Consider the following 26,212-nt stretch of genomic DNA (forward strand, 5'->3'; position numbering starts at 1 on the left):
AAATGCGTGAAGCACTCATCGTTTGGGGCGGCTGGAGCGGTCACGAACCGCAGGAATGCGCCGAAATCATCAAGGACATGCTCGAAGAAGACGGCTTCAAGGTCTATCTCGAACATTCGACGGAGGCTTTCGCGGATCCTTCGATCCATGATCTCAGCCTTATCGTGCCGATCATGACCATGTCGAAAATCGAGAAGGAAGAGGTGAAGAACCTCGCCGCAGCCGTCCAGAACGGCGTCGGCATCGCCGGTTATCACGGCGGTGCGGGCGATGCCTTTCGCGAGTCGGTCGACTACCAGTTCATCATCGGCGGCCAGTGGGTCGCCCATCCCGGCAACATCATCGATTATACGGTCAACATCACGAGGCCCGACGACCCGCTGATGGAGGGGATCGCCGATTTCCCCTACACGTCCGAGCAATATTACATGCATGTCGACCCCTCGAACGAGGTGCTGGCGACGACGACGTTTACCGGCGACCACGCCTACTGGATCGACGGGGTCGTCATGCCGGTCGTCTGGAAGCGGAAATACGGAGAGGGCCGCGTCTTCTATTCCTCGCTCGGCCACCAGGCCAAGGAATTCGACGTGCCGCAGATGAAGACCATTTTCCGCCGTGGTGCCAACTGGGCGGCACGGTGAGATTGGACTGGCGGCGCCGCATCCGATCTCCCCCCTTGAGGGGGAGATGCCCGGCAGGGCAAAGGGGGGTGACCTCTCGGCATATTCTTCCGCCACTGCGTTTGCCGCACCGTCGCTACCCCCTCTGTCACCTTCGGTGACATCTCCCCCTCAAGGGGGGAGATTATAGGGAGCCTGCGGCAACGCCTCACATCCTACATCCCCTTCAGTGCCTTGAAGGTCTCCGCAAAAGCCGCATCCGACCGATAGAACACCGGCGGACAACCGATCGGCGACGCAACCGTCACCTCTTCCCCACCTGTATATTCGACCCCGCTCCACACATGCACCCAGTCCGCCCCACCAGGCAGATAGACGCTTCGCACCTCCTGCGCCGCATGCCAGACCGGTGCCACCAGCAGTTCCGAACCATAGAGATAGGCATCCTGGATAGCGTAAGTCTTCGGATCGTGCTCGTGATGCAGGAAGAGCGGCCGCTGCACCGGCAGGCCACGGGCGGCGGCTTCCTTGGACAGCGTCTTCAGATACGGCGCCAGATGCACGTAGATCCGCGTCATCCGGGCAAAATGGTCCAGCACCTCGGGGTCCTGGTCGATCTGGATATTGTCGCGCGGACGGTTGCCCTCGTGGCTGCGCATGACCGGCGTAAAGGCCGCCATCTCGGCCCAGCGCATCAGCAGTTCCGGTGTGCGGACATTGCCGAACAGGCTCGTATAACCGCCGATATCGGAATGGTGATAGGCGTTGCCGAGCACGCCTGACGAGAGGGCTGCGCACATCACCGTGACGAGCCCGTCATGGCGCGAAAAGTCCACCGACTGGTCGCCACCCCACAGCAGCGGGCAATGTTTCTGCACGCCGGTAAAGCCGGCCCGCATGAAGAACAGTGCCTCGCCCGTCTTGCCACGGCTGGCGATCGCCTTGGCGTTGACTTCGGCCCAGAGTGTCGGCCAGGCATTGTGCATCAGCTTGGCGTCGATGCCGTTCGAAAGCTCCACATCGATCGGCAGGTATTCACCGAAATCGGCCATCCAGCCGGTCAACCCGAAATCGAGCATACGGCGGCCGATGACCTCCTCGGCGAACCAATCGGCCGCTTGCCGGTTGGTGAAATCGACGACGCCGCAATCGAACTCGCCGAAATCGACGATCGCCGTGCGGCCGAGCTGATCCTTGGCGAAATAACCCGCGGCTTCCGCTTCCGGAAACAGCGAGCCGTCGACGCAGAGATACGGATTGACGTAACCGAGGAAACGGATGCCCTCGCCGTTCAGTTCGGCGATCCGTTCGCGCAGGTCCGGATAACGCTCGTCATTCGCCTGCCAGTCCCAGAACAGCCGCGATCCGAACGAGGTCTGGCGAAGCCCGACCCAATCCTCGCACCAGAGGCCCGAAACCTGGACGCCGGCATTGCGCATCTTTTCCAGCCGCTCAAAGGAATTGACCCCATCTTTCAGGCCGATGATTGCGCCTTTGTAGACCCAGTCGGGCAGCTCCGGTTGCCGCCCGAACCGCAGAGACAGGGCCTCGACCAGCTCGACGAAATTCGGGGCGGCAAACAATTCGATCCGCTCCGGCACCGCCCAGGTTTCGATCTCGTGAAAGGTCTTGCGGCGGAAATCGAAGACGGAATAGGCGGTCGTTTCCACATGCAGGGCATAGCGCGCCGAGGAAATGTAGGTCGGCTGCGGATAGTTGGTGTTGTAATAGTCGCCGCCCGCTTTGTCCTTCAGGTCGGACTTGAAGGTGATCTCGCTCGTCTTGTCGCGGCCGACACCGGGCTCCGAGGTCCACAGCGGAAAGCGGCGTCCACGCATGTCGAAATAGGACATCTGCTCGCCGCCGCCCCAGACATGCTCGTCGTTGTCCGCATGGATGCGGATCCAGAAGCGGTTGATCGTTTCGTCCAATGACCGGAAATGCAGGGCAGTTTCCGAGACCGTCAATTCCAGCCGCGGCGCCCGGCCCTCGGCCTCCGAAAGGCTGATCACATTGCCGTCGACATCCGCATGGCGCAGCGCGCTGCGCTCGACGATGTAATCCTCGACCTCGAAATTGCCGCGGTACATGTCCATCCGCTCCTGCCCGTGGCCGACGAATAGGCAGGGCGAGGCAGCGCTGTGTCGCAAGATGCTGCGGCCGTTTAGCGATATGGAAAAACCGTCTTGTGTCGTCTCGAATTTCATCTTGTCGGTACTCGATTGTTGTCTACCGCAGCCGCGATACGTATCGCGCCACGGAATGGTCGAACCATGTGCGGGAAACCTCGGCCAGCGCGCCATCCTGTGCCTGGCTCGTCCGGAGCACATGGGGGATCGGCGCGCCTGGCTTCTGGCCGAAGGCCGGCGGCGCCCAATCGGGCACGGTATCGAGGTCGATCTTGTCTTCCGCCCTGACGATCCAAAGACCCAGCCGCGTGCGGTAGTAGAGATAGAGGGATTCCGACAAGTCTTCCGGCGTGATCGCCGCCACATAGGAACCGTCGAGCCAGATCTCCTCGAGCGCAGCGACCTTGCCAGACAGCCGGCGAATGCGGCGGATGCGATGGCCTTCCGGCGAAAAGCCGAATTTCGGCAGGTCCTTGGGTTTGTCGAGCCGCATCACGTCGAGCAATTCCGCGGTCGGCAGGCCGCCGCCCTGGATCAGTTCCAGCCGGAACATCGCATAAACGCTCTTCGGATCGCTGATTGCCCGGACATAGTTGCCGGACCCCTGCACCCGTTCCAGCAGCCCGCGGTTTTGCAGTTCCGCCAGCGCCTTGCGCAACGTGCCGACGGCAATGCCGAGCTGCACCGCCATGTCGCGCTCGGGCGCCAGCTTCTCGCCGTCGACAAGCCGGCCGGCCGCGATATCGCGAACCAGCAGTTCGGCGATTTGCAGATAGATCGGCAGGCTGCCCGGATAACTGTCCATAAGCCGTTCCCCCTCCCCGAGGAATGACGCACTCAAATTGATACACTATTGATTTACACGAACGCGGATGATATTCAAGTCCCAGGAGTCGAGGAGAATTTTGATGACCGTCGTGCCCATAACATCACCGGATCTCGATGCCGCCGAGGTATCCTGGTTCGCCGCCCTGTGCTCAGACGACTACGCCTATCTCGGCGTCCCGGATGACGCACTGAAGTCTAGCTGGGAACATTGCTCCGACATCGTCCAGCGCGCCGAGACGCTCGGCTTCCGCAACATCCTCTGCCCTTCGTCTTACCAGGTCGGCCAGGACACGCTGAGCTTCGCCGCAGCCGCCTCGCAAATCACGAACCGGATCAATCTGCTGGCCGCCATCCGCTGCGGCGAGATGCAGCCGATCATGCTTGCCCGGACGGTCGCCACCCTCGACCATATGCTGAAGGGGCGACTGACGCTCAACGTCATCAGCTCCGATTTTCCCGGCGAAGTCGCCGACAGCGCCTTCCGCTATCGCCGCAGCCACGAGGTCGTGCAGATCCTCCGTCAGGCATGGACCCGCGACACGATCGACCACGAGGGCGAGGTCTACAATTTCAAGGGTATCACCACCGAACCGGCGAGGCCCTACCAGCAGAACGGCGGTCCACTTCTCTATTTCGGCGGCTATTCGCCGGATGCGCTGGAGCTCTGCGGCGCCCAATGCGACGTCTACCTGATGTGGCCGGAAACCAAGGACCAGTTGGCCGAGCGCATGAAGGCCGTCCATGCCCGCGCCGCGGCCCATGGCCGGACGCTGGACTACGGCCTGCGCGTCCACATGATCGTCCGCGACACGGAAAAGGAAGCCCGCGAATATGCGGAACACCTCGTCTCCAAGCTGGACGACGAATACGGCCAGCTGATCCGCAGCCGCGCCCATGACAGCACCTCGCTCGGCGTCTCGCACCAGGCGAAGGCCCGCGAACTCGCCGACAAGTTCGGCTACGTCGAACCTCACCTCTGGACCGGCATCGGCCGTGCCCGCTCCGGCTGCGGCGCAGCACTTGTCGGCTCCGCCGACCAAGTGCTTTCGGAAATCGAGGCGTATAAAAAGATGGGCATCCGGGCTTTCATCTTTTCGGGCTACCCGCATCTCGACGAGGCGGAACATTTCGGCCAGAAGGTCTTGCCCGAGCTCAAGACCTGTTCGCTGCCGCATGCCTATGGTCGCGTGCCGGCCGAGACACCCGCAACGCCGCTCGGCAACGGGAGACGACACTGATGGCCCCTCATCACCTTGATCGCATTCAACTTTCGCCCGATCTCCAGCTCAGTCGCCTCGTCTATGGCATGTGGCGGATCGGCGACGATGCCGATACCTCGCCGAAACATGTCCAGGCGAAGATCGAAGCCTGCCTGGCGCAGGGCATCACCACCATGGACCAGGCCGACATCTATGGCGGCTATACGGCGGAAGCGATTTTGGGCGCGGCGCTGAAGACCTCGCCTTCGCTACGCGACAAAATCGAGATCGTCACCAAATGCGGCATCGTCGCGCCGGCCGGACGGCATTCCGCCGCCCGCGTCAAACACTACGATACGAGTGCGGCCCATATCACCGCGTCGGTCGAGGCCTCGCTACGTGACATGGCAACGGATTATATTGATCTGCTGCTAATCCACCGGCCCGACCCGTTGATGGATCCGGACGAAACCGGCCCGGCGCTTGATGCACTGGTCGTATCCGGCAAGGTGCGCACCGTCGGCGTCTCGAATTTCCGCCCCTGGGATTTCTCGCTGCTGCAATCCTCCATGGAAGCCGAACTCGTCACCAACCAGATCGAGATCAGCCTCCTCGCTGCCGAGGTATTCACCAATGGCGATCTCGCCTACCTGCAGGAGCGCAATATCGCGCCGATGGCCTGGTCACCGCTCGCCCGCGGCGGCATTTTCAAACCCGAACACCAGCCTCTGATGGCCGTGCTGGAACGGGTAGCGGCAGAACAAGGCGTCGATGCGTCGGCTGTGGCGCTCGCCTGGCTGCTGCATCACCCGGCAAACATTCTTCCGATCATCGGCACCAACAATATCGCCCGCATCGCGACGAGCGCGGACGCCACCAAGGTGACGATCGACCGCCAGACCTGGTTCGAACTCTACACAGCCGCAACCGGAAAGCAGGTGCCATGATGATCACTGCCGACACCGCAAGCATATCCAGCGAACAGATCTTCATTCCGGACGCATCGACCGCGCGGCATTATCGCAACGCGCTCGGGGCCTTCACGACCGGTGTGACAGTGGTGACGGCAACAACGCCGGATGGTCCGATCGGCATGACGGTCAACAGCTTCATCTCGGTGTCGCTCGATCCGCCGCTGGTTCTCTGGTCGCCGGCAAAGAGCTCGTCTCGTCATGGCGCCTTCACGGCGGCGAACCATTTCGCCATCCATGTGCTCAGCGCCGACCAGGATCTGCTCAGCGCCCGGTTCACGCGCGGCGGTCTCGGCTTTGAGGAGCTTTGTTGGAACCTGAACCGTGAAGGCGTGCCGGTCATACCCGGCACGCTCGCCCGTTTCGAATGTGAGCTGTCCTCGATGCACGATGCCGGCGATCATACGCTGATCCTCGGCCGCGTGTTGCGCGCAGCCCACCGCGAAGGCGATCCGCTGTGTTTTTCGCGCGGCACTTTCGGCCGTTTCGCAAGCACCACCAGCCAGTAAACAATAAAATCCGGCACGGGAAATATTGACCCGCGGGCGCGGTTGGGCCAAGTCAGTTTTGCGACAAACCAGCCACGACCGACAGGGCAATCCATGACAATCATCAGACCGGAGATCAGCGCCCGCGCCGCAGCAGCGCCCCGCAGCGGCATTGGCGAGATCGTCACCTATGCCCGAGGCCGCGAAAACCTGATGCCGCTCTGGATCGGCGAAGGCGATCTGCCGACGCCCGATTTCATTACCCGTGCTGCCAGCGAAGCCCTGCTCGCCGGCGAGACCTTCTACACCTGGACGCAGGGCATCCCGGCGCTCCGCGAGTCGATCGTGCGTTATTACCAGCGGCACTATGGGCGGGACCTGTCGGTCGACAACATCTATGTCACCGGCTCCGGCATGCAGTCGATCGTGCTCGCCATCCAGACCGTCGCCTCCGCCGGTGACGAAATCGTCTACCTCTCTCCCGCCTGGCCGAATGTCGTCAACGCCATCGGCGTTTCGGAAGCCAAGCCGGTCACCGTCGAGCTCGGCTTTACCGACGGTCGCTGGGTGCTCGATATCGACCGGCTGAAGGCAGCGATAACCCCGAAGACCAGCGCCCTCTTCATCAATTCGCCGTCCAACCCGACCGGCTGGACCGCGACGCATGACGACCTCAAGGCCGTCCTCGAACTCGCCCGCAAGCATGGCCTGTGGATCGTCGCTGACGAGATCTACGGCCTCTATTATTTCGACGGCACCCGTGCGCCTTCTTTCATGGACGTCATGGAGCCGGAAGACCGGATCATCTTCGCCAATTCCTTCTCGAAGAACTGGTGCATGACCGGCTGGCGGGTCGGCTGGATGGTCGCACCGGCGGAAATCGGCCAGACGCTGACCAACCTCATCCAGTATTCGACGTCCGGCGTCGCCCAGTTCATGCAGAAGGGCGCGATCGCCGCCCTCGAACAGGGCGACGACTTCGTCCGCACCAACATCGAACGGGCGCGAAAATCCCGCGACATCCTCTGCGACGCGCTGATCGCCACCAACCGGGTGGAAACGCTGAAGCCCGCAGGCGCCCTCTATGCCTTCCTGAAGATCGACGGCGTCACCGACAGCCGCGAGGAGGCGTTCAGGATCGTCGACAAGACCGGCGTCGGCCTCGCACCCGGAACCGCCTTCGGCCCAGGCGGCCAAGGTTTCATGCGGGCCTGTTTCCTGCGCGATCCACTCCAGGTCGAGGATGCCGCGAACCGGCTCAGCGACTATATCCGCAGCCGGTAATCCGCCGGAGTCATCGATCCGGGTGCCACATGACCAGAATTCTATTGATCCTTGCCGTCACTCTGGCGAGCTTCGGTCCCACCCGTGCCGAGGATACTGAAGTCGAAGCCTGGGCCAAGGAAAAATGCGTCCGCTACGAGCGCGCCTGGAACCGGGCCAAGGATTTCATTGGGCTCGAGGGCGTTAGCGCCGAGTTCATCAAAGGCAACGAAAAGTTCATCGCCGATGGCTGTTCGAGCGGTGCGGACGTCTGCCCGCACACACCCAAGGAGATTGAGCTCGCCAATGCGCTGACAATGGCGGCGATGAATTTCGGCACCGCGAGCAGTTTCCTGCCCTTCATCTGCCGCCAGCGATAAGAACGTGAAGACTTGGGCGGAACTTTCCGTCCATCGACCCTCATTCCTGTGCTTGTCACAGGAATCCAGCAACCGCGCGTCGGCGCGGTGAAAGACTCCTCTCAGCCCAAAGACTTGGGCTGGCTGGATCCCTGTGACAAGCGCAGGGATGAGGAGCCGGAGGGCACGCCTTAGTCCCCGAAATCCTCGGCTGTAGCAGAACGTCCGCCGGCAATGATCTCGCGTTTGCCGACATGGTTGGCGGGGCCGACCAGGCCTTCCTGCTCCATGCGCTCGACCAGCGATGCCGCGCGATTGTAACCGACCGAGAGGCGGCGCTGGATATAGGAGGTCGAGCACTTGCGGTCCTTCATGACCACTTTGACGGCCTTGTCGTAAAGCTCGTCGCTGTCGTCTCCACCCATCGCGCTCTTGTCGAACACGGCTTCCTGGCTCGATGCGTCCTCGTCTTCCTCGTCGTCTTCGTCCTCGGTGACCGTGCCGAGATAATCCGGCCGGCCTTGTGTCTTCAGGTGGCGGACCACCAGTTCGACTTCGGCATCCGAAACGAACGGGCCGTGGACGCGGGAAATCCGCCCGCCACCCGCCATATGCAGCATGTCGCCCTGGCCGAGCAGATGTTCGGCACCCTGCTCGCCGAGAATGGTGCGGCTGTCGATCTTCGACGTCACCTGGAAGGAAATGCGGGTGGGGAAATTGGCCTTGATCGTGCCAGTGATGACGTCGACCGAAGGACGCTGGGTCGCCATGATCAGGTGAATGCCGGCGGCGCGCGCCATCTGCGCCAGCCGCTGGATCGCGCCTTCGATATCCTTGCCGGCGACCATCATCAGGTCGGCCATCTCGTCGACGATGACGACGATATAAGGCATCGGCGAGAGATCCATCTCCTGCTCTTCGTAGAGGATTTCGCCGGTCTGCCGGTCGAAGCCCGCCTGGACGCTGACGGAGATGACCTCGCCTTTTTCGCGGGCGCTTGCGGCACGCTGATTGTAGCCGTCGATGTTGCGGACGCCGAGGCGCGACATCTTCTTGTAGCGATCCTCCATCTCGCGAACCGCCCATTTCAGCGCCAGGACGGCCTTCTTGGGATCGGTCACGACGGGGGTCAGCAGGTGCGGAATACCGTCATAGACGGAGAGCTCCAGCATCTTCGGATCGATCATGATCAGCCGGCATTCCTCCGGCCGCAGCCGGTAGAGAAGCGACAGGATCATCGTGTTGATGGCGACCGACTTGCCCGAGCCGGTAGTGCCGGCGACGAGCAGATGCGGCATTTTTGCGAGTTCGGCAATGACAGGTTCGCCGCCGATCGTCTTGCCGAGGCAGAGCGCCAGCCGGTGCTTGGTCTCCCAATAGTCCTCGCACTCGATCAGTTCGCGGAAATAGACAGTTTCGCGGGTGGCGTTCGGCAGTTCGATGCCGATGACGTTGCGGCCGGGTACTACGGCGACGCGGGCGGACAGCGCCGACATCGAACGGGCGATATCGTCCGCAAGGCCGATGACCCGCGAGGATTTGACGCCCGGCGCCGGCTCGAATTCGTAGAGCGTTACGACCGGACCCGGCCGCACGTCGATGATCTCGCCGCGGATGCCGAAATCCTCAAGAATGCTTTCGAGCAGGCCGGCGCTCTGCTGCAGGGCATCCGGCTGCATCGCCTGGCCACGCTCGCCCTGCGGTTCCTGTAGCAACGAGATCGGCGGGAATTCGTATTCCGCTTCCGCCGGCCGGACGGTCCGCGGACGTGCGATTTCGGATTGGACGGGAGCCGGTTGAACGGCGACAGGTTCCACGGCCGTGATCGGCGCGGGTACAGGTACCTGAGCGACAGGGGCAGGCACGGGTGCGACGACGATGGATGTCTTGGTTTTCGCCACGCGCTGCGGAGCGGCCTGAACCGGTTCGGGCGCCTTGACCGGCTCCGGTCTCGGAGACGGCGCGACGACCACGGTCCTGGCTGCCGTCCTGCGCGGCACTTCGCGATAGAGATCCGTGACCGGGGCGCCAGGCTGCGCCGCGACGACGGGCAGGACCTTCGATTCGACCGGCCGGGCTTCGGTCTCGATGACAGTGGGCCCTTCCAGTTCGAACGGCATGGCGTCCCAGAAGGCGAAATCGGAGATCGCGATGTCCTGGCGCGGCGCCACGAGAGGTGTTGCCTTCTGAACCGGTTCGGGCCGCGTGACGATCACCGAATGCGTTTCCGGCACGTGGTAACGCATCGTCGCGGCAAGCTGCTGCAGGCCTGCGATCTGTTCGAGAGGGGCGGCGGACGGTTGATAGGTTGCCGGCGAATCATGAGTGGCAGCTGTCAGGAACACTTCGGACGGAATCACTTCGATCTCTTCGGCAACAGGCATATTGACCGGCCCCTCAGGAGCTTGTCCGGCATTCGCCTTGCGGGCGAGCACGCTTTCGGGCGTGCGGGTGAACCGCACGTTCGGCGCCAGTCGGAAAGCCGCCTGCCAAGGCGCTTGCTCCAGAACCGGTTGATTGAAATCCGCAAGGCTCTGCGCGGGACGAGGCTGCTGCGCCGCGTCGACGGCATCGTCTTCGGCGTTAGGGAGGTCAGAACTCTGGGGATGATTATTGCGTGAGAACTGCATGACAACCAGACGAGATACGGGAACGGCACATTCTCACAGGAAGTAGAAAATAAAGGTTAACCGGTTCTTTCCACGCGATGGATGATGGCACGATTTGATGAGCGGGATAGTAGCGCTTGCCAAGATTGCTGCGCTGCGTCATTCCTATAAGGATGCCGGCACCCGATCTCACCATTCTGGTTATCGATGAAAATGCCATCCGCGCTTCCATTATCGAGGAAGGGCTGCGGGAGGCTGGGCATAGCAAAGTCACGGTCATCCACGAGGTCCAGGGCGTCGCGCGCATCATCGAAACGTTGAAGCCGGACGTTATCGTCATCGATATCGAGAACCCCAACCGCGACATGATGGAGCATCTGTTCCAGCTCACCCGCACCGTCAGCCGGCCGATCGCCATGTTCGTCGACCGTTCCGATACGGCCCTGATCGAAGCGGCGATGGATGCGGGCGTCTCGGCCTATGTGGTCGACGGGCTGAAGAAGGAGCGCGTCAAGGCGATCCTCGACATGGCGGTCAGCCGCTTCAACGCCTTCAGCCGGCTTCAGCGGGAACTCGCCGAGGCGAAATCGGCGCTCGAGGAGCGCAAGGTGATCGAACGGGCCAAGGGCATTCTGATGAAGATGCGCGGCCTGTCGGAAGAAGATGCGTTTGCGCTGCTGCGCCAGACAGCGATGAACGAAAAGAAGAAGATGTCGGACATCGCGCAAAGCGTGGTCACGGCGGCGGGCCTGTTGATGTGATGGTTCCGAGCACCGAAATGTCCGGGAGAAAGCCGGAGTGAACATGATGATGAAGACCGACCGATCCGGAAGCAACCTCTCCGCGCCTACCCGTTCGAACGGCGAGGGGCCGAAGGTCCTGCGCGCCGGGTTCATCCCGCTGGTCGACGCTTCCGTGCTGATCGCTGCCGCCGAATTCGGCTTTGCCGCAAAAGAGGGACTGACCCTCGATCTCGTCAAGGACGTGTCCTGGGCCAATGTCCGCGACCGCCTCGCCTTCCGCCAGTTCGACATTGCCCATATGCTGTCGCCGATGCCGGTCGCCTCCATGCTGGGGCTCGGATCCAACCCCTCGCCGACCATCACGCCGTTTTCGCTCGGACGCGGCGGCAATGCGATCACGCTTTCGACGCGGCTTTTCGAGCGCATGCGCGAGGTGGGCGGGATATCGGAAACCGCAGGCGCACTGGAGAACGCAAAGGCGCTCGCCAGTGTGCTCGAAGCGATGAGGGAGCGCGGCGAAGCACTGCCGATGTTCGGCGTGACCTATCCCTTCTCCTCCCATAATTACGAATTCCGCTATTGGCTTGCCGCCGGCGGAATAGACCCGGACAGGGATGTGAAACTCGTCGTCGTGCCCCCGCCGATGACCTCCGATGCACTGGCAGCCGGCGCCATCGACGGCTTCTGTGTCGGCGCGCCGTGGAACATGGTCGCATCCGAACGCGGGGTCGGCCGGATTGTCGCCGCCAAGCAGGATATCTGGCCCTCGGCACCGGAAAAAGTGATCGCCATGCGACCGGAATGGGCCGAAAGCCATCCCGAAACCGTTTCCCGCCTGATCGTGGCGCTCGATGCCGCAGCCCGCTGGTGCGACAAGGCGGAGAACCACGATGCGCTCGCGGAAGTCCTGGCCGGGCCCCGCTTCATCGGTGCCCCGGTCAATATCATCCGTCATGTGCTGTCCGGCGAATTCAGCCTCGACGCCAAGGGCAACCGGCGCGTCATCGCCGACTATTTCACCTTCCATCGCGGCTTTGCGAACTACCCGCGGCCAAGCCATGCATTGTGGCTCTACAGCCAGATGATCCGCTGGGGCCAGGTAGAGTTCAGCGAGGACGGTTTGGCCGCGGCGGCGGCAGCCTATCGTCCCGATCTCTATCGGACCGCGCTCGGCATCGGACCGGCGCAACCCGACATCGGCGTCGAAGGCGATCGGGACGGCGACCGCTTTATGGACGGCCATGTCTTCGACCCTTCCGAGATGGCGAACTATGTCGAAAATTTCGCCGTCAGCAGCTCTCTCGCGATCCCCGCCGACCGCGACGAGGTCTGATCTTCCGAGATGTGCTGCACAGCAATTGCGCGCATTCAATTTAGCAACCGCACAAAAATATTGCAGTCGCACAGGTTGCCGACAATTTAAGCCAAAAGTTTCATAGAAGAAATTCATTTTATTTTCAATTACTTAGAAAAGCACATCGAACTTGGCACGCCGCTTGCTTCTTCATAATCGCCCCAGTCAATGGCGATTGGAGCAGATAAGCGCGCGATAAGCGCTTCCAGAGACATCGACGTCGCAAGGTTTTTGCTGCCCGGAAACTCCTCCCAGTTTCCGCGGGCGCAATCTCCAAGCGGCGTTTTTTTGTGCCTGAATTCCTAAGAACCAGCAGAGGGAACCTGCGCATGACCAAGATTTCGAAGACTGGGATTTTGACGAGCGGCATCACCCGCCGCAGCCTGATCAAGACCACAGCCACCGTCGCCCTCGTCGGCGCCGTCAAGACCGCATTCCCGTCCGGCGCCTTCGCAGCCGGGGCCGGCCCGGAAGTCAAAGGCATCAAGCTCGGCTACATCGCGCTCACCGACGCCGCCCCGCTGGTCATCGCCAAGGAAAAGGGTTTCTTCGACAAGCACGGCCTTCCCGATGTCGACGTCGCCAAGCAGGCTTCCTGGGGTGCGACCCGCGACAACCTCGTGCTTGGCGGTGCCGCCAACGGCATCGACGGCGCCCATATCCTCTCGCCGCTTCCCTATCTGATGCACACCGGCAAGGTGACCCAGAACAACAAGCCGGTGCCGATGGCGATCCTCGCCCGCCTCAACCTCGACAGCCAGGGCATTTCGGTCGCCAAGGAATATGCCGAGACCGGCGTGCAGCTCGACGCTTCCAAGCTGAAGGCGGCGTTTGAGAAGAAGAAGGCGGAGGGCAAGGAGATCAAGGCCGCCATGACCTTCCCGGGCGGCACCCATGATCTCTGGATCCGCTACTGGCTCGCCGCCGGCGGCATCGATCCGAACAAGGACGTCTCGACCATCGTCGTACCGCCGCCACAGATGGTGGCGAACATGAAGGTCGGTAACATGGACGTCTTCTGTGTCGGCGAACCCTGGAACGAGCAGCTCGTCAACCAGGGCATCGGCTTCACCGCCGCCACCACCGGCGAACTCTGGAAGGGCCATCCGGAAAAGGCGCTCGGCCTGCGCGCCGACTGGATCGAGAAGAACCCGAACGCCGCCAAGGCTTTGCTGATGGCTGTCATGGAAGCCCAGCAATGGTGCGAAAGCATGGACAACAAGGCGGAGATGGCCGAGATCCTCGGACGCCGCCAGTGGTTCAACGTGCCGCCGAAGGACGTCCTCGGACGCCTGAAGGGCGACATCAACTATGGCAACGGCCGCATGGTTCAGGGCACCGACCTGTACATGAAGTTCTGGAAGGACGGCGCGTCCTATCCTTTTAAGAGCCACGACACCTGGTTCATGGCCGAGAACATCCGCTGGGGTTACCTTCCGGCCAATACCGACATCAAGGCACTGGTCAATCAGGTGAACCGCGAGGACATCTGGCGCGGCGCCGCCAAGGATCTCGGTGTCGCGGCAGCCGACATCCCGGCTTCCTCCTCGCGCGGCAAGGAAACCTTCTTCGACGGCAAGGTCTTCGATCCGGAAAACCCCTCGGCCTATCTCGACAGCCTTTCGATCAAGGCCGCGTCCTGATTTCCCCACCTCCGGCGCGTGGACGCACGCGCCGGCCTTTTCCCTTTCTAAGGAGCGCGCCTATGTCCGCCCTGGCAAAAAAAGAAAAAGTTTCTGCAATCGCTGCCGCAAAGCCGGCGGCAACTATCGTCCCCTTTTCCGGTAAGCCGGTTTCGAGGATCGATTTCAAGCAGATCGGCATGACGACGCTGCGCAACGTCGTGCCACCGGTCGTCGTGTTGGCCCTGATCCTGCTGATCTGGCAGGTCCTCTGTTCGGCGCCGGATGCCTCGCTTCCTTCGCCGCATGTCGTCTGGCAGCAAAGTTATGACCTGATCGTCTCGCCATTCTTCTACAACGGTTCGCAGGATATCGGCCTGGGGCTGCGCGTCCTCGTGTCGCTGCAGCGCGTCGCCTATGGCTTCGGTCTTGCGTCTGTAGCCGGGGTGTTGATCGGGGCGATCATCGGCCAATCAGTCTGGGCGATGCGCGGGCTCGACCCGATCTTCCAGGTGCTGCGCACGGTGCCGCCACTCGCCTGGCTGCCGCTGTCGCTCGCCGCCTTCCAGGACTCAAATCCCTCGGCGATCTTCGTGATCTTCATCACCTCGATCTGGCCTGTCATCATCAACACCGCCGTCGGCGTGCGCAACATCCCGCAGGATTATCGCAACGTCGCGCAGGTGCTGCGGCTGAACCAGATCGAATTCTTCTTCAAGATCATGCTGCCGTCGGCGGCCCCGTACATCTTCACCGGCCTCAGGATCGGCGTCGGCCTCTCCTGGCTGGCCATCGTCGCGGCCGAGATGCTGACCGGCGGCGTCGGCATCGGCTTCTTCATCTGGGATGCGTGGAACTCTTCGCGCCTGCCCGACATCATCGTCGCGCTGGCCTATATCGGCGTCGTCGGCTTCGCCCTCGACAAGCTGGTTTCCGCGCTCGGCAAGATCATCACCCGCGGCGCTTCGGCAAACTGAGGAGCGGACCATGAACGCCTATTTGAAGCTCGACCATATCGACAAACATTTCGACCGCGGCGGCAATCGCGCCGAAGTTCTGAAGGACATCAACCTGACGATCTCCAAGGCCGAGTTCGTCTCGATCATCGGCCATTCCGGCTGCGGCAAGTCCACGCTGCTCAACCTCATCGCCGGCCTGACACCCGTCTCGGCAGGTGCTGTCCTGCTCGAAAACCGTGAGGTCAACGCGCCGGGGCCGGAACGCGCCGTCGTTTTCCAGAACCATTCGCTGCTGCCCTGGCTGACGGTCTACGAAAACGTCAACCTCGCCGTCTCAAAAGTCTTCGGCCGCACCAAGAGCAGGGCCGAACGGCACGAATGGGTCATGGCCAATCTGGACCTCGTGCAGATGGCCCATGCCAAGGACAAGCGTCCATCCGAGATTTCGGGCGGCATGAAGCAGCGCGTCGGCATTGCCCGGGCACTCGCCATGGAACCGAAGATCCTGCTGCTCGACGAACCCTTCGGCGCGCTGGACGCGCTGACCCGCGCCCATCTGCAGGACGCGGTCATGGAGATCCATTCGCGTCTCGGCAACACGATGGTGATGATTACCCACGACGTCGACGAGGCCGTTTTGCTTTCCGACCGCATCGTGATGATGACCAACGGCCCGGCCGCCAAGATCGGCGAAGTGCTCGACGTGCCGATCCCCCGGCCGCGCAACCGCATCGAGCTTGCTTCCGACCGCACGTATCTCAAGTGCCGCGAGGCAGTCCTGAAATTCCTCTACGAACGCCACCGCTTCGTTGAAGCCGCGGAGTAAAAACCATGACAGAAAAACTTATCATCATCGGCAATGGCATGGCGCCGGGGCGCATGCTGGAACACCTCTTCGAACAGGCGCCCGGCCGCTACGACGTAACGATCTTCAACGCCGAACCACGCGTCAACTACGACCGCATCATGCTCTCGCCGGTGCTTTCCGGCGAAAAGAGCTTCGAGCAGATCGTCATCCATGGCGACGGCTGGTACATCGACCACGGCATCACGCTTTACAAGGGCCACAAGATCGTTGCGATCGACCGGGCGGCGAAGACCGTTACTTCCGATCACGGCGTCACCGAAAGCTACGACAAGCTGGTGATCGCCACCGGCTCGGTGCCCTTCATCATTCCGGTGCCGGGCAAGGATCTGCCGGGCGTCATCACCTATCGCGACCTCGACGACGTGCAGGCCATGCTGCTCGCCGCCCAGTCGCGCGAAAAGGCGATCGTCATCGGCGGCGGCCTGCTCGGCCTCGAAGCGGCAGCCGGTCTTGCCCAGCGCGGCATGGACGTGACCGTGCTGCACGTGATGCCGACGCTGATGGAGCGCCAGCTCGATCCGGCCGCCGGTTACCTGCTGCAGAAAGCCGTCGAGGAACGCGGCATCAAGGTGATCTGCAAGGCCAATACCAAACAGATCATCGGCAATGGCAAGGTCGAGGGCGTCGAACTCGACAACGGCACGATCATCCCGGCGACGCTGGTGGTCATGGCCGTCGGCATCCGCCCGAGCGCCGGCCTCGCCAAGGAAGCAGGCCTCGCGGTCAATCGCGGCATCGTCGTCGACGCCGGCATGCAGACGTCTGACGGCGACATCTATTCCATCGGCGAATGCGCCGAAGTCGGCGGCATGGTCTATGGCCTCGTCGCACCGCTCTACGAAATGGCCCGCATCGCGGCGGCACATCTGGCGGGCGATACGAAGCCGGCCTTCGTGCATTCCGACACGCCGACAAAGCTGAAGGTCACCGGCATCGATCTCTATTCGCTCGGCGACTTCGCCGACGGCGACGACCGGCAGGAAATCGTGCTGCGCGATGCCACCGCCGGCATCTACAAGCGCCTCGTCCTGAAGGACAACCGCATCATCGGTACGGTCCTTTACGGCGAGACCTCAGACGGCGCCTGGTTCAACGACCTGAAGAAGAAGGCGACCGATATCACGGAGATGCGCGACACGCTGATCTTCGGCCAGGCCTACCAGGGAGGGTCCCCGCTGGACCCTATGGCGGCCGTTGCAGCCTTGCCGGATGATGCGGAAATCTGCGGCTGCAACGGCGTCTGCAAGGGCAAGATCACCTCGACCATCACTGCCAAGGGCCTGACATCGCTCGACGACGTGCGCGCCCACACCAAGGCTTCCGCCTCCTGCGGCACCTGCACCGGCCTCGTCGAACAGCTGATGGCTCTGACGCTTGGCGATGCCTACAATCCCAAGGCCGTGCAGCCGATGTGCACCTGCACCGAGCTTGGCCATGACGACGTCCGCCGCCTGATCAAGGCGAAGGGCCTGAAGACCATCCCGGCGGTCATGCAGGAACTGGAATGGAAGACCTCCTGCGGCTGCGCCAAATGCCGCCCAGCGCTCAACTATTACCTCGTCTGCGACTGGCCGGATGAATATGCCGACGACTACCAGTCGCGCTACATCAACGAACGCGTCCACGCCAACATCCAGAAGGACGGCACCTATTCCGTCGTGCCGCGGATGTGGGGCGGCGTCACCAATTCGCAGGAATTGAGGGCAATCGCCGACGTCGTCGACAAGTTCGAGATCCCGATGGTGAAGGTCACCGGCGGCCAGCGCATCGACCTTCTCGGCATCGAGAAGGAAGATCTGCCTGCCGTCTGGGCCGATCTCGGCAAGGCCGGCTTCATCTCCGGCCAGGCCTATGCCAAGGGCCTGCGCACGGTAAAGACCTGCGTCGGCTCCGATTGGTGCCGCTTCGGCACGCAGGATTCGACCGGCCTCGGCATCCGCATCGAGAAATTCATGTGGGGCTCCTGGACACCGGCCAAGCTGAAAATGGCGGTCTCCGGGTGTCCGCGAAACTGCGCCGAGGCGACCTGCAAGGACATCGGCGTCATCTGCGTGGACTCGGGCTTCGAGATCCATTTCGCAGGCGCCGCGGGCCTCGACATCAAGGGCACCGAAGTGCTCGGCCTGGTGAAGACCGAGGACGAGGCACTCGAATACATCGTCGCACTCACGCAGATGTATCGCGAACAGGGCCGTTACCTCGAGCGCATCTACAAGTGGGCGAAGCGCATCGGCCTCGACGAAATCCGCCGGCAGATCATGACCGATACGGAGAAGCGCCAGGCCTATTACGAGCGTTTCGTCTTCTCCCAGAAATTCGCCCAGGTCGATCCCTGGTCGGAGCGCGTCTCCGGCAAGGACAAACACGAGTTCCGGCCGATGGCGACGGTCGGTTACTCGCATGCAGCCGAGTGAGGAGATGGACATGAACTGGATCGCAATCGGCAAGCTGACCGACATTCCGCTCCGCGGCGCGCGTTGCGTGAAGACCCCGCAAGGCAAGATTGGCGTATTCCGCACCGCCGAAAACCAGGTCTTCGCCATCGAAGATCATTGCCCTCACAAGGGAGGGCCGCTGAGCCAGGGCATCGTGCACGGCACCTCGGTGACGTGTCCGCTGCACAACTGGGTGATCTCGCTCGAAACCGGCAAGGCGCTCGGCGCCGACGAAGGTTCGGTCCGGACCATCCGGCTCGAACTGCGCGGCGAAGACATCTTCATGGCACTCGAAGAACAGCTGGCCGCAGCCGAATAATCGGCGCGGCCATTTCAAACGACTACGCTCTAGGGAGACGAGAAAAAAATGTCCTATGTCACACCAACGGAATTCGTGACGAAGATGATCGACGCCGGCGAGGCGAAGATCTTCATGTCTACGCGCGACACCCTGATCCGGGCTTTCATGGCGGGCGCAATCCTTGCGCTTTCCGCCGCCTTTGCCGTCACCATCACGGTGCAGACCGGCAATGCGCTTGCCGGCGCAATCCTCTTCCCGGTCGGCTTCTGCCTTCTCTATCTCATGGGCTTCGATCTTCTGACGGGCGTCTTTACGCTTTCACCGCTTGCCCTGATCGACAAGCGGCCGGGAGCGACCGCTGGTGGCGTTCTGCGTAACTGGACGCTCGTCTTCATCGGCAATTTCGCCGGCGCCTTCCTCGTTGCGGTGATGATGGCGATCATCTTCACCTTCGGTTTCAGCGAGGTGCCCAACGAGGTTGGCCAGAGAATCGGCCATATCGGCGAAGGCCGCACGCTCGGTTACGCGGCCCACGGCGCGGCCGGCATGCTGACGCTCTTCATCCGCGGCGTTCTCTGCAACTGGATGGTTTCGACCGGCGTCGTCGCCGCGATGATGTCGACCTCCGTGTCCGGCAAGGTCATCGGCATGTGGATGCCGATCATGCTGTTCTTCTACATGGGTTTCGAACATTCCATCGTGAACATGTTCCTGTTCCCCTCCGGCCTGCTGCTGGGCGGCAAGTTCTCGTTCATGGATTATCTGATCTGGAACGAAATCCCGACCGTCATCGGCAATCTTGTCGGCGGCCTCACCTTCGTCGGTCTGACGCTTTACTCGACCCATGGTCGCAAGAAGGGCAAGCAGAGCGCTCAGGCTGGCCATATCGGCAATCCTGCCGGCGTTCCGGCGGAGTGAACCGATGGGGGCGGGCCTTCTGGAAACGGAAATGCAGGCGGGTGGAGAAACCACCAGGACGACCTGCCCCTATTGCGGCGTCGGCTGCGGCGTCATCGCCACGGTGGCCGGTGACGGCGCCGTAACGGTAAAAGGCGATCCCGAGCATCCGGCCAATTTCGGCCGGCTCTGTTCCAAAGGATCGGCGCTGGCAGAAACCATCGATCTCGAGGGGCGTGTCCTCTTCCCCGAGATCCTCGGCCGGCAGGCGGACTGGGACGAGGCGCTCGATCTCGTCGCCGAAAAGTTCTCGAAAACCATTGCCGAACACGGACCGGATTCTGTTGCCTTCTACGTCTCCGGCCAATTGCTGACTGAAGACTATTACGTTGCCAACAAGCTGATGAAGGGCTCTATCGGCTCGGCAAATATCGACACCAATTCCAGGCTTTGCATGTCTTCGTCCGTCGCCGGCCACCGCCGCGCTTTCGGATCCGATACCGTTCCCGGTACTTACGAGGACATCGAACTCGCCGATCTGGTCATCCTCACCGGCTCCAACCTCGCCTGGTGTCACCCTGTGATCTATCAGCGGCTCGCAGCGGCCAAGGCTGCTCGGCCGGGCATGAAGATCGTCGTCATCGATCCGCGCCGGACGATGACCTGCGATATCGCCGACCTGCATCTGGGCATCCGCCCGGATGGCGACGTGGCGCTGTTCATGGGCCTGCTCGCCCATCTGGCGCAAAGCCCGGCGATCGACCAGAACTATATCGCCGCGCATACGCAAGGGTTTGGCGAAGCCTTTGCTGCCGCGGCCGCGCTTTCGTTCACAGAATTGATGGAGCGGACCGGCCTGCCCGCGATGCAGCTTCGCGAGTTCTTTCACCTGTTCGAGACGACGGAAAAGGTCGTCACCTGCTATAGTCAGGGCGTCAACCAGTCGGCGTCGGGGACGGACAAGGTCAACGCCATCATCAACTGCCATCTGGCGACCGGCCGCATCGGCCGGCCGGGCACCGGCCCCTTTTCGCTGACCGGCCAGCCGAATGCCATGGGTGGCCGCGAAGTCGGCGGTCTCGCCAATATGCTCGCCGCCCATATGGCGATCGAAAGCGCCGAGGATCGCGACCGGGTGCAGCGTTTCTGGGCCTCGCCTAGGATTGCCGAAAAGCCGGGCCTCAAGGCCGTCGACATGTTCCGCGCCGTCGCCGATGGGCGGATCAAGGCGCTGTGGATCATGGCCACCAATCCGGTGGTGTCGATGCCCGATGCCGATGCGGTCGAGGCTGCCATCAAGGCCTGTCCCTTCGTGGTGGTCTCCGACATTCTTCGTGACACCGATACCGCCCGCCACGCGCATGTCCTGCTGCCCTCGGTCGGCTGGGGTGAGAAGGACGGCACCGTCACCAATTCGGAACGCCGCATCTCCCGCCAGCGCTGGTTTCTGTCCGCGCCCGGCGAGGCCAAGGCCGATTGGTGGCAGATGGCAGAAGTCGGCCAGCGCATGGGCTTTGACGGCTTCGTTTATAAATCTGCGGCTGAGATCTTCGCCGAACATGCGGCACTTTCGGCCTTCGAGAACGAGGGCAGCCGGGATTTCGATATCGGCGCGTTTGTCGGGCTCGGTGAAGAAGGATACGATGCACTGACGCCCTTTCAGTGGCCTGCTCCGCTGGAGCAGCCCATCGTCGGGAGAGATAGCGATAAGCGCTTTTTCGCCGATGGCGGCTTCTATCACCCCGATCGTAAGGCACGTTTCGTCCCCGTCCAGGCTCCAGCGACCGACCGCACCAATGAGCAATATCCGCTTACATTGAATACCGGCCGCATCCGCGACCATTGGCATACGATGACGCGGACGGCCAAAAGCGCCCGGCTTTCCGGCCATATCGCCGAGCCCTTCGCGGAACTCCATCCGCGCGATGCGATGGAACTCGGCATTCGCGGCGCGGGCCTGGTCGAACTCGAAAGCCCGCATGGCACGGCAATCGTCCGGGCGCTGGTCACGGAACGCCAGGCCCGTGGAAACGTCTTCGTGCCGATGCACTGGAACGACCAGTTCGCCGCAAAAGCCCGCATTGATGCGCTGGTCGCACCTGTCACCGATCCGTTTTCCGGCCAACCGGCTTCGAAGAATGTCGCGATTGCCGCCCGGCCATTCGCTGCTTCTTTCTACGGCTTTGCCGTTTCCGCCTCGAAACCCTTGAACCTACAGGCGGACTACTGGGCGCTCGCCAAGGCCGATGGCGGCTGGCGGATCGAACTCGCGTTCGCGGACCCGGTCGAGGACTGGGTGGCCTGGTGCCGGGCAGCATTCGGCATCCCTGCCGAGATCGAGCCGCTCGGTTATGCCGACCATCAGTCCGGCGACCTGCGCCTCGCCTTCTTCGACGGCGGAAAGCTGCTTGCCGCACTTTTCCTCGCGAACCAGCCCGTCGCCGTCGCCCGCAACTGGGCAATCGGCCAACTTGCCGCCGAACACGCCGACTTGCGCAAGCGCTTTGCGATCGTCGCCGGGCGCCCCGGGGCCGACCAGCCCGATCCCGGCGCCACCGTCTGCTCCTGCTTTTCGGTCGGCGTCAACCGGATCATCGGCGCGGTCAGGACCGGCTGTCACAGCGTCGAGGCCGTCGGAAAAGCAACCAATGCCGGCACCAATTGCGGCTCCTGCCGCGCTGAAATCAGGGGGATCATCGATGGATGTCTTGCAGCCGCCGCGGAATGAAGCATCTCCTGATCGTGGCGCCCGCATGGCGCCGCTTGCGAAGCTCCCGGTCTTCTGGGCGCTCGAAGGCAGGCCCGTCATCGTTGCCGGTGGGTCGGATGCGGCTGCCTGGAAAGCCGAGCTGCTCGCCGCCTGCGGAGCCAATGTGCATGTCTATGCGGATAGGCTTTCCGAGACATTCGAAAAGCTGATCGAACGCGGGGCGGAACATCCGCAGGGCCGGTTCATCCATCATCCGAGGGTGTGGGACGTTTCGATTTTCGAGGCCGCAGCGATTGCGATTGCGGATTGCGAGGATGGGGACGAGGCGCAGGCGTTTTTTGACGCGGCCCGCGCGGCCGGCGTACCGGTTAACGTCATCGACAAACCCGCCTTCTGCCAGTTCCAGTTCGGTTCGATCGTCAACCGCTCACCGGTCGTCGTATCCATTTCAACCGATGGCGCGGCGCCGATCCTGGCGCAGGCCATCCGCCGTCGTATCGAAACCCTGCTGCCGGCCTCGTTGAAAACTTGGGCGGAACTCGCCCAATCGCTCAGGGAAAAGATCAACGACCGCCTGGCGCCCGGCCCGCAGCGAAGAGCCTTCTGGGAACGTTTCGTGGATCGCGCCTTCGGCAGCGAACCGGGATCGGGCAGCGAAGCGGCTATCCTCGCTGATGCCGGCCGCGTGGCATCCTCGGCTCAGAAGGGCCGCGTCACCCTTGTCGGCGCCGGCCCCGGCGATGCCGAACTTCTGACGCTGAAGGCCGTACGCGCCCTGCAGGCGGCCGACGTCATTCTGTTCGACGATCTCGTCTCCGACGAGGTGCTGGAACTCGCGCGCCGCGAGGCGAAACGCATGCTGGTGGGAAAACGTGGCGGCCGGGTAAGCTGCCGCCAGGAAGACATCAACGACATGCTGGTGAAGTTCGCCAAGGCGGGCAAACGCGTCGTCCGCCTGAAGTCCGGCGATCCGATGGTCTTTGGCCGTGCCGGCGAAGAGATCGCCTGCCTGGAACGAGAAGGCATCCCCGTCGACGTCGTGCCGGGCATCACTTCGGCGAGCGCCATGGCATCGCGGCTCGGCGTGTCGCTCACCCATCGCGACCATGCGCAGGGCGTTCGTTTCGTCACCGGCCATTCGCGCAAAGGCGTACTGCCGGATAATCTCGACTGGAAAAGCCTCGCCGATCCCCGAACCACGACCATCTATTACATGGCGGGACGCACCGCGGGCGAGATCGTGAGCAAGCTCACGGACGCCGGCATGACGCACGACATGCCGGTCGTGATCGTCAGCGCGGTGACCCGGCCGAACGAGCGGCGTTGGGCCGGGCGGCTGAACGACATGGCTGCGGCCATGGCAGAGATCGGCATCGATGAACCCGTGCTGATCGGCATCGGCCACGTATTTCGCAAGGCTGATATCGCCGACTGCACGCACTGGAGCGACCAAGCCGCAGCAAGCGCCTGACGAAAAAAGGGGCGGTAAAAACCGCCCCTTTGGATCACAGGTCAGCGGGGCGCGGAGGCCGAACCGTCCTTGTAATAAGAGACATAGCTGCTGTGCAGCCGTTCTGGCGCGCCCGGATCCGCATAGCGGTGCAGCTCCGACATCTCTGTCTTGTTGAGGATCACGCCCACCGTTTTCGAGGCGATCTGCGGTTCGGACCGGATCACCGACTGCACCGCCTTCGCCGGCGTCACGCCCCACTCGGTGACGAAGACGAAACCGTCGACATAGGGCTCGAAGGCCTTCGCATCGATAACCGGGAGGAGCGGCGCCAGGTCGACGACGATGACGTCGAACGTATCCTTGATGCTTTCGAGGAAGTGGCTCATGCCGGAAGAAGCGAGAAGTTCGCTTGTATGGGCAAGCTGTTTGCTACGCGTCGTCATCGGCAGGATCGTCAGACGCGACCGGCGGTCGACCCGCGCGGCATTGGTCCATGGCGTCTGCTGGAGCACCACCTCGACCAGTCCGACTTCCGGCTCGGAGGCCAGCATACGGCTGAGACCCGGATTGCGCAGGTCGGCATCGATCACCAGCGTGCGAACGCCCGTCGAGGCGATCAGCCCGGCGAAATTGGCGGCGACCATGGACTTCCCTTCGCCCGGCAGGCAGGAGACCACGCCGATCACCCGGCATTTCCGCTCCTGCAGCATGATATCGCATGCAAGCTTTGCGTTACGTAGCGTCTCGGCGAACTGAGACCGCGGCGCCTCCACCGCGACCCGCATCAATCGGCGGAACGAGATCGGGTTGCCGGGAGGCGCTCCGGCCGCCTCGGCCTCCGTTGGTGGCGGTGGCGGCGCGTCCTCCGCGAAGGCGCCGCTCACCTTCGGTAGGTAGCCGAGGAAGCGCAGGCCAAGCTTCTCCTGGACGTCGTCGCCGGTCCGGAAGAACCGCTCGCGGAATTCCAAGAGCGTTGCCGCCGCCCCGCCGATCAGCAGGCCAAGCACGACGGAGAGCGCCATGGTCAGCGTCTTGCGCGGGCTGGACGGGGCAGTCGGCAGACCGGCGTCAGAGATCACGCGAGCCTTGGCGATCGGGAAGGATTGCCGTTGCGTTGCCTCTTCGAAACGACCGAGGAAGGATTCGTAGAGCGTCTTCAGCGCCGCTGCCTTCTGCTCCAGTTCGCGCAGCTGGACCATCGAGACATTTGCCTCCGAATTGCGGCCCGCCACCCGGTCGATGCTCTCACGCAGCGATTTTTCGCGCGAACTCGCCACTTCGAGTACGTTGCGGAAACTGCCGGTCAATTGCTGCAGCTCGCGATAAATCTGCTGCGCGAGTTCGCTCTTTTCCGCTTTGAGCGCGACCGCCTGCGGATGGTTCGCGCCGAACTGCTGGATGATGCTCTGCTCGCGGTCGGAAATGTTGATATAACGCTTGCGGAGATCCTGAATGACCGTGTTGTCCGTATCGCGAGCCGAAATGACCGCATTCTGAACGGCCGCGTCAGGCCCCTTGTCGATGATCGCCTGATATTGGTTGTAGCGTGCCGAAGCGGTTGCCGCATCGGCCTGGGCGACAATCAGCTGGCTGTTGAGATCCGAAAGCTGCTGCGTCGACAGGAGTTCGCCGCGCGGCGAAACCAGACCGTGTTGGGTCTTGAATTGCTCGACGGCAAGCGAGGCCTGCTGCGAGCGGCTGTTGAGGTCGTTCAGGCGTTCCTGCAACCAGAGCGAAGCCCGCTCCGTCGCATCGAAATTGGCATTGAGCTGTTCAGTCAGATAGGATTCCGCATAAGTCCGCGTGATCATCGCAGCAAGCTGCGGGTCTGGCGAACGAACGGACAGGGCGATCACCGAGCTGCGGCCGACACGCTCCACGGTCAGCGATTGCTGCAGGACGGCCGCCGCCTTTTCGCGCCGCCCCATCCTGACATTCTCCTCGGAAGGGGGTGGGCTGCCAGGTGTCAGAAGCGCAACGACGCTGCGGACGACGCCCTTGACGAGATCGACCGGAGATTGCGGCGGATTGACCACCGCCTCGTTCTGATCGAGCTTGGCCTTGTCGACTACCCTTACCGCTAACGCCTTGGATTTCAGGATTTCGACCGCGCTCGACATGCGGTTGTCGATCTGCTGGGCCGTCTGACTGTCCTGCTGATCGTCGGCATAACGCGAAAGGTTATCATCGATCAGAATCTGCGTCAGCGCAGTATAAATCGGCTGCGCCATCACGAGATAGACCCCGGCAAGGGCAACCGTCACAATGAGGCAGACAACGATGACGCCCGAACGACGGATCGCAGCCGCCCAGAGCTTATCGAGATCGATGAATGTGTCGTGATCCCGCGTTTCGCTCGGAAATATCGTTCTCGGTCTGAAGTTTACCTGATCCATAGGGC

General features: G+C 62.4%; 20 protein-coding genes. 16 read left to right on the forward strand and 4 right to left on the reverse strand.

All coding sequences use genetic code 11. The features are described from left to right. Positions 1-2: 2 nt before the first annotated feature. Positions 3-644 carry a ThuA domain-containing protein gene (locus RG540_RS16835; protein ID WP_038545888.1) on the forward strand — a complete coding sequence of 214 codons (642 nt, stop codon included), beginning with the start codon at positions 3-5 and terminating at the stop codon, positions 642-644. A 194-nt stretch (positions 645-838) separates the two neighbouring features. On the opposite strand, the gene RG540_RS16840 is transcribed toward RG540_RS16835, so the two are convergent. Together RG540_RS16840 and RG540_RS16845 are read right to left on the reverse strand one after the other, a co-directional pair. After that, the gene (locus tag RG540_RS16840; protein WP_038590262.1) at positions 839-2,830 is read right to left on the reverse strand and encodes an alpha-glucosidase; all 1,992 of its coding nucleotides are present in this window, start codon (positions 2,828-2,830) and stop codon (positions 839-841) included. A 22-nt stretch (positions 2,831-2,852) separates the two neighbouring features. Next, a complete protein-coding gene (locus RG540_RS16845; protein WP_038590265.1) occupies positions 2,853-3,557 on the reverse strand; it encodes a GntR family transcriptional regulator in 705 nt (234 codons plus the stop codon). Positions 3,558-3,660: 103 nt separating this feature from the next. Between RG540_RS16845 and RG540_RS16850 the strand changes: the two genes are divergently transcribed. The 5 genes from RG540_RS16850 to RG540_RS16870 all read left to right on the forward strand — a co-directional run bounded on the left by RG540_RS16850 (position 3,661) and on the right by RG540_RS16870 (position 7,881). Next, a complete protein-coding gene (locus RG540_RS16850; RefSeq protein ID WP_038590268.1) occupies positions 3,661-4,818 on the forward strand; it encodes an LLM class flavin-dependent oxidoreductase in 1,158 nt (385 codons plus the stop codon). After that, on the forward strand, positions 4,818-5,726 hold the full coding sequence (locus RG540_RS16855; RefSeq protein ID WP_038590271.1) for an aldo/keto reductase: 909 nt from the start codon (positions 4,818-4,820) through the stop codon (positions 5,724-5,726). Before RG540_RS16850 ends, RG540_RS16855 begins: the two co-directional genes overlap by 1 nt. Continuing rightward, positions 5,723-6,259 (forward strand): flavin reductase family protein, encoded by a 537-nt coding sequence (locus tag RG540_RS16860; RefSeq protein ID WP_157884627.1) that lies wholly within the window; start codon positions 5,723-5,725, stop codon positions 6,257-6,259. Before RG540_RS16855 ends, RG540_RS16860 begins: the two co-directional genes overlap by 4 nt. A gap of 93 nt (positions 6,260-6,352) precedes the next feature. Beyond that, the gene (locus RG540_RS16865) at positions 6,353-7,522 is read left to right on the forward strand and encodes a pyridoxal phosphate-dependent aminotransferase (protein WP_038590274.1); all 1,170 of its coding nucleotides are present in this window, start codon (positions 6,353-6,355) and stop codon (positions 7,520-7,522) included. A gap of 29 nt (positions 7,523-7,551) precedes the next feature. Then, the gene (locus RG540_RS16870; protein ID WP_151044523.1) at positions 7,552-7,881 is read left to right on the forward strand and encodes a hypothetical protein; all 330 of its coding nucleotides are present in this window, start codon (positions 7,552-7,554) and stop codon (positions 7,879-7,881) included. 170 nt (positions 7,882-8,051) lie between these two features. On the opposite strand, the gene RG540_RS16875 is transcribed toward RG540_RS16870, so the two are convergent. Next, positions 8,052-10,490, reverse strand: a complete 2,439-nt coding sequence (locus tag RG540_RS16875) for a DNA translocase FtsK (RefSeq protein WP_046599954.1) — start codon at positions 10,488-10,490, stop codon at positions 8,052-8,054. Between the two features lie 152 nt (positions 10,491-10,642). On the opposite strand from RG540_RS16875, the gene RG540_RS16880 reads away from it, so the two are divergent. The 10 genes from RG540_RS16880 (at position 10,643) to cysG (ending at position 23,829) form a co-directional block, all read left to right on the forward strand. Beyond that, positions 10,643-11,230, forward strand: a complete 588-nt coding sequence (locus RG540_RS16880; RefSeq protein ID WP_038590280.1) for an ANTAR domain-containing response regulator — start codon at positions 10,643-10,645, stop codon at positions 11,228-11,230. A gap of 37 nt (positions 11,231-11,267) precedes the next feature. Next, positions 11,268-12,545, forward strand: a complete 1,278-nt coding sequence (locus RG540_RS16885; protein WP_174479288.1) for a CmpA/NrtA family ABC transporter substrate-binding protein — start codon at positions 11,268-11,270, stop codon at positions 12,543-12,545. 350 nt (positions 12,546-12,895) lie between these two features. Further along, complete coding sequence (locus RG540_RS16890; RefSeq protein ID WP_038590282.1) at positions 12,896-14,209, forward strand: CmpA/NrtA family ABC transporter substrate-binding protein; 1,314 nt, start codon at positions 12,896-12,898, stop codon at positions 14,207-14,209. A 62-nt stretch (positions 14,210-14,271) separates the two neighbouring features. Then, the gene (ntrB, locus tag RG540_RS16895) at positions 14,272-15,165 is read left to right on the forward strand and encodes a nitrate ABC transporter permease (RefSeq protein WP_038590285.1); all 894 of its coding nucleotides are present in this window, start codon (positions 14,272-14,274) and stop codon (positions 15,163-15,165) included. A 10-nt stretch (positions 15,166-15,175) separates the two neighbouring features. Further along, a complete protein-coding gene (locus RG540_RS16900; RefSeq protein ID WP_038590288.1) occupies positions 15,176-15,973 on the forward strand; it encodes an ABC transporter ATP-binding protein in 798 nt (265 codons plus the stop codon). A gap of 5 nt (positions 15,974-15,978) precedes the next feature. Continuing rightward, complete coding sequence (nirB, locus tag RG540_RS16905; protein WP_038590290.1) at positions 15,979-18,429, forward strand: nitrite reductase large subunit NirB; 2,451 nt, start codon at positions 15,979-15,981, stop codon at positions 18,427-18,429. Positions 18,430-18,433: 4 nt separating this feature from the next. Next, positions 18,434-18,769 carry a nitrite reductase small subunit NirD gene (gene nirD / locus RG540_RS16910; protein WP_038545923.1) on the forward strand — a complete coding sequence of 112 codons (336 nt, stop codon included), beginning with the start codon at positions 18,434-18,436 and terminating at the stop codon, positions 18,767-18,769. 48 nt (positions 18,770-18,817) lie between these two features. After that, the gene (locus tag RG540_RS16915; RefSeq protein ID WP_038590296.1) at positions 18,818-19,669 is read left to right on the forward strand and encodes a formate/nitrite transporter family protein; all 852 of its coding nucleotides are present in this window, start codon (positions 18,818-18,820) and stop codon (positions 19,667-19,669) included. 31 nt (positions 19,670-19,700) lie between these two features. Further along, complete coding sequence (locus RG540_RS16920; protein WP_038594070.1) at positions 19,701-22,376, forward strand: nitrate reductase; 2,676 nt, start codon at positions 19,701-19,703, stop codon at positions 22,374-22,376. Next, a complete protein-coding gene (gene cysG, locus RG540_RS16925; RefSeq protein WP_038590299.1) occupies positions 22,348-23,829 on the forward strand; it encodes a siroheme synthase CysG in 1,482 nt (493 codons plus the stop codon). The genes RG540_RS16920 and cysG overlap by 29 nt, the downstream gene beginning before the upstream one ends. A 41-nt stretch (positions 23,830-23,870) precedes the next feature. Here cysG and RG540_RS16930 read toward each other — a convergent pair whose 3' ends face one another. After that, entirely contained in the window at positions 23,871-26,207 is a 2,337-nt protein-coding gene (locus tag RG540_RS16930) for a polysaccharide biosynthesis tyrosine autokinase (RefSeq protein ID WP_038590302.1), read from the reverse strand. Between the last annotated feature and the right edge of the window lie 5 nt (positions 26,208-26,212).

Source organism: Neorhizobium galegae bv. orientalis str. HAMBI 540 (assembly GCF_000731315.1).
Lineage (GTDB): Bacteria > Pseudomonadota > Alphaproteobacteria > Rhizobiales > Rhizobiaceae > Neorhizobium > Neorhizobium galegae.